A 4406-nucleotide genomic window follows, 5' to 3' on the forward strand; every position below is an offset into this window, starting at 1 on the left:
CCCGGCGGTTCGGCGCCATTCCGAGGTGCGCGAGCGTCTCGTCGATGCCGTCGTACTGCACGCCGATCCGGTAGATCGCCTTCGCCTCCTTGCCGGTGGCGATGTCGCGGCCGAGTTCGCGCGCGATCCGTGCGCACTGCTCGACCTGCTGCACCGACGTCATCCGGTTGCCCTTCTGGTCGATGATCGTGTCCTCGATCCCGCAGCGCGGATGCAGGCCCAGCGCCATCGCGACCGTGTTGATCGGCAGCACGTTCTTCATCAGCGATTCGAGCGTGATGCACGCGCCGTCCGGGCAGCGCCGCACGAATTCCATGAAGTTGTACGGATTCGGGCCGTCGAAGCCGCCGCCGATGCCGACCCACGTGACGTTCAGCGGGCCGCGATAGACGCCGCGGCGGATGATCCGTTCGAGCGTTTCCAGCGCGTGCATGCCGGTGAGCTGGAAATGCGGCTGGATGCCGGCCGCCTGCAGGCGGCGCAGGTGCTCGTCGACCCAGCCGGGGCCAGCCGGCACCGTCATCTCGCGGTATGCGTCCCACAGCGCGGCTTCGTTCAGCGACGTGCCCGCGATGTCCTTGCGGTTCATCAGCTCGGTGATGTTCATCTGCACGGTGTTGATCGCGACCGTCACCTGGTCGGGCTTCGGCGTCAGCTCGGCGAGCATGTGGCGCGTGTCGTCGGACAGCCATTTCGCGTCGGCGCCCTCACCTTCCGGCGCGAACGAGATCGAGCCGCCCACCTGCAGGATCATGTCGGGCACCGCCTCGCGCAGCCGGCCGAGCAGCTCGTTGAACTTCGACAGCCGCTTGCTGCCCTTGCCGTCGAGCTCGCGCACATGCATGTGCAGCACCGTCGCGCCCGCGTTGTAGCAGTCGACGGCCTTCTGCACGTGTTCGTCCATCGTCACCGGAATGTCTTCCGGAAAATCGGCCGGCATCCATTCGGGGCCGTACGGCGCGACCGTGATGACCACCTTGTCCTGGTTTTCCGGGTGCAGCGAATCGTCGAGAAATTGCATGTCGTCCTCCAGTGGAAATCGTTGTATTTCGGGCGTACGGGCGTGCGTATCCCGCCGCGCCGGGCGGGATACCCGGCGCGTTGCATGGTTTTTCAGAGACCGGTTACGGGGCTGCCGTGCTCAGAACGGCACGTCGCCGACGATGCCCGCGCGCTCCATCTTGCGCACGCACGGCGGGTAGTCCATCACCGCGTAGTGCTGGGTGCTGCGGTTGTCCCAGATCGCGACGCTGTTCTTCTTCCAGCGCCAGCGCACCTGGTACTCGGGGATATAAGCCTGGCTGATCAGGTACTGCAGCAACTGGCCGGCGCCGGGATTCGCGTCCTGCCCGACCCGCACGCGCGCCGGCGTGTGGAAGTTCGTGAAATGCGTCGCGAACGCATTCACGTACAGCACCTTCTCGCCGGTTTCGGGATGGGTGCGCACGACCGGATGCTCGGCGTCCGGATACTGCGCCTTCAGCGCGAGGCGTTTGTCGATCGGCATCGCGGCGCCGAAGCTCGCCTCGATGCTGTGGCGCGCGCGCAAGTCGTCGATCTGCTGCTTCACGTGCGCCGGCAGGCGCTCGTAGGCGAGCACCATGTTCGCCCACATCGTGTCGCCGCCAACCGGCGGACCGTCGATGCAGCGCAGCACACAGCCGAACGGCGGCGCCACGCGCCAGCTCGCATCGCTGTGCCACGCATTCTCGTAGCGGTCGTTCGGCTGGTCGGGCGACTTGTAGATCCGCACGAGCCCCGGGTGTTCGGGATCGCTGCCGGCAACCGGGTGATCCTCGAGCTCGCCGAAGCGTCGCGCGAACGCGACGTGCTCGGCGCGCGTGATGTCCTGGTCGCGCAGGAACAGCACGCGATGCCGGAGCAATTGCGCGCGGATCTCGGCGAACAGGCCGTCGTCGTGCACGGCGTCGGCGAGGCTCACATCCAGCAGTTCCGCGCCGATCGCGCAGGTCAGGGGTTCGACTCGCATGCGCGTCTCCTCAGACGATGAACACCGACGAACCGGTCGTCTTGCGCGATTCGAGATCGCGGTGCGCCTGCGCGGCATCCTGCAGCGCGTAGCGCTGGTTGATCTCGATCCGGATCCGGCCTGCCGCGACGTGCGCGAACAGTTCGCCGGCCAGGTCGTTCTTCTCGGCCGGATCGGCGATGTAGTCGGCCAGCGCCGGGCGCGTCAGGTACAGCGAACCCTTCATCGCGAGGCGCTGCGGATCGAACGGCGGGATCGGGCCCGACGCGGTGCCGACGCACACCATCAGCCCGCGCCGCTTCAGCGAATCGAGCGAGCCTTCGAAGGTGTCCTTGCCGACGCTGTCGAACACGACGTCGACGCCCGCGCCGTCCGTCAGTTCGCGAACGCGCTTCGCGACGTCTTCGCGGCTGTAGTCGATCGTATGGTCGCAACCGTGGGCGCGGGCGATCCCGGCCTTGTGCTCGCTGGAGACGGTGCCGATCACGTTGAGCCCGAGCAGCTTCGCCCATTGCGACACGATCAGCCCGACGCCGCCGGCGGCCGCGTGCAGCAGGATCGTGTCGCCCGGCGCGAACGCATGGATGCGGCGCAGCAGGTAGGCGGACGTCAGGCCGCGCATCGTCATCGCCGCGGCCGTTTCGCACGAAATGCCGGCCGGCAGCCGCACGAGCGGCGCGGCGGGGATCAGCCGTTCGGTGCTGTACGCGCCGAGCGTATTCAGGAAGCCCGTGTAGGTCACGCGGTCGCCGACGGCGACGTTCGTCACGCCGGGGCCGACCGCTTCGACCACGCCGGCCGCCTCGACGCCGAGGCCGGCAGGCAGCGGCACCGGGTACAGGCCGCTGCGGAAGTACGTGTCGGCGAAATTCAGCCCGACCGCGTCGTGCCGCAGGCGCACCTGGCCGGGGCCCGGGTCGCCGACGTCGACTTCCTCCCAGCGCAGGACCTCGGGACCGCCGGTTTCGTGGAATCGCACTGCATGTGCCATGGTGTTCTCCGTAGGGTGTCAGTCGGATGCGCGTCGCGCATCGTCGGGTTCGTTCGGTTCGTTCGCGCGTGGCGGCGTCGCGGTTGCGCCGTCCGCCAGCGATTCATCCAGTCCGGCCCAGTCCGCGTCGCCGAGATAGCGCCGCGCGGCCGGGAAAATCACGCCTTCCATTCGCCCCATCTGCTCGAATGCGCCGTGCGCATAGCGGGCGAGCGCCGTGTCGAACGCGGCCGACGGCAGTCCGTCCGCGGCGAACCGCATGAGCGCATCGAGCGCTTGCGCATCGCGCTGCCGCTGGCGGTCGAGTTCGTCCAGTTCGGCGGAGACGCACTCCGCGCGGACGCGCAATGCCGCGAAGAGGCGTGCTTCGGCGGCTGTGCCTACCCGGGCGCGCTGCAGTGCGGCAAGCGATGTCAATGCATCCTGCGTGTCGGCTGCTTGCTGCTGTGGCTCGCTCGAGGCGGTGCCGGTCGCCATCAACGCATGCAGCCACGCTTCAACGGCACGGTGCGCATCAAAACAACGCGCCATCACACGCGCCTCGGCAGGCGATCGCCGCGACGTGCACACGAGCACCGGCACGCCGCTCGTCGCAAGCAGATGCTGGCGTTGCGCGCAGGCTGCCGGGTCGGCATCGTGCGGCAGCGCCGCGACGCCGATCAGGTCGCAGCCGAGTTCGGCCGCAAGCGTGCCGGGCGCCGTATCGTCAGCCGCCGGGTAGCCGGCCCCCGGATGGCCGGCCCCCGCGATCGCATGGGACAGCCCCTGCGCCCGCGCGGCGGCTTCCACTTTCGCACCGTGCTCCGGCAGCCGCGCTCCGGATAAACGCGAGTCCGGCGCGGCGCCGGGCAGCAGGAACGTGACCCGGGCGCCGACCGCGCGCGCCAGTTCGAGCGCATGGCCGATCGCGTCGATGCCGCCGGGCGTCCCGTCGACCGTCACGAGCAGATGGCGGTACATCGTGCCGCTCCGCTTATCCGGCGAGCGGCGCGCTGCACCGCGCGCCGGTCGATACGATGTTCATGGGTGGGCTCCTCGTGGTGTTCGTCATGCATCGGAACCCATGCTATCGACGCGGTGCCGGTGCGGCCCCACTCGTCGCGGGGGGGATTGACGCGCGAACGCGGTTCGACCGATCCTTCCCCCCACACCCACCCCGGACGCTGGCCCGCACGGCACCGCCGGATTCCGACTGCAGCCCCGATGGCCCACCCACCCGATCGCGCCGACGCGCCTCCCACCGAACTGGTCCTGAAGACGACCGCGCCGCGCGTGCCGGCGCAGTTGCTGGCCCGCGCGCGGCTGAGCCTCGCCGCGCCCGCTTTCGACGGCCGGCCGGTCACGCTCGTGCAGGCGCCGGCCGGTTACGGCAAGACGTCGCTGCTCGCGCAATGGCGCCGCGAAACCCTCGCGCTCGGCCGTGCG

Annotated in this window: 4 protein-coding genes and 1 pseudogene; 1 reads left to right on the forward strand and 4 read right to left on the reverse strand. The window is 69.4% G+C overall.

The features are described from left to right. The 4 genes from G3O00_RS40170 to G3O00_RS40185 form a co-directional block, all read right to left on the reverse strand. Window positions 1-1021 (reverse strand): 3-keto-5-aminohexanoate cleavage protein (locus tag G3O00_RS40170; RefSeq protein WP_206146313.1); only part of this gene is annotated, 1021 nt, incomplete at its 3' end. 120 nt (window positions 1022-1141) lie between these two features. Next, entirely contained in the window at window positions 1142-1990 is an 849-nt protein-coding gene (locus G3O00_RS40175; protein WP_011351995.1) for a TauD/TfdA family dioxygenase, read from the reverse strand. Window positions 1991-2000: 10 nt separating this feature from the next. Next, complete coding sequence (locus tag G3O00_RS40180) at window positions 2001-2981, reverse strand: quinone oxidoreductase (protein ID WP_011351994.1); 981 nt, start codon at window positions 2979-2981, stop codon at window positions 2001-2003. 18 nt (window positions 2982-2999) lie between these two features. Beyond that, window positions 3000-3941 (reverse strand): universal stress protein, encoded by a 942-nt coding sequence (locus G3O00_RS40185; RefSeq protein ID WP_206146314.1) that lies wholly within the window; start codon window positions 3939-3941, stop codon window positions 3000-3002. Between the two features lie 66 nt (window positions 3942-4007). Between G3O00_RS40185 and G3O00_RS40190 the strand changes: the two are divergent. Then, window positions 4008-4406, forward strand: a pseudogene (locus G3O00_RS40190) (LuxR family transcriptional regulator); the annotation flags it as partial.

Origin of the sequence: Burkholderia sp. Ac-20384 (genome assembly GCF_017104605.1) — a bacterium.
In the GTDB taxonomy this organism is placed as follows: domain Bacteria; phylum Pseudomonadota; class Gammaproteobacteria; order Burkholderiales; family Burkholderiaceae; genus Burkholderia; species Burkholderia lata.